At 39.8% G+C, this 226-nt stretch carries 1 protein-coding gene; it reads right to left on the bottom strand.

Annotated elements, in window-relative coordinates:
* Window positions 1-226: hypothetical protein (locus tag HMPREF2937_RS13750; protein ID WP_180364632.1), on the bottom strand; the 226-nt coding region annotated here is incomplete at both ends.

The following is a 226-nucleotide window of genomic DNA, read 5'->3' as shown; positions in this document are numbered from 1 at the left end:
TAGCTTTTGCTTCTAAAGCTTTTTGCGCATCAGTGATAGCTTTAGCCGCTTCTTTCAACTCTTCTGGAGTCTTAGTCGCGTCTGCTTTCGCTGCTTCACCCGCTGCAACTGCATCTTCTAATGGTTTCACTGTATTTGGTTTGAAGTCATCTTTATTAACAGCTTTTGCATCTTCAATTGCTTTATTTAATTCATCTAAAGCATCTTGATGTTCTTTCGCTGCGAT

The organism is Staphylococcus sp. HMSC061G12, from assembly GCF_001838465.1.
In the GTDB taxonomy this organism is placed as follows: domain Bacteria; phylum Bacillota; class Bacilli; order Staphylococcales; family Staphylococcaceae; genus Staphylococcus; species Staphylococcus simulans.
This window is presented reverse-complemented; position numbering and strand designations above follow the sequence as displayed.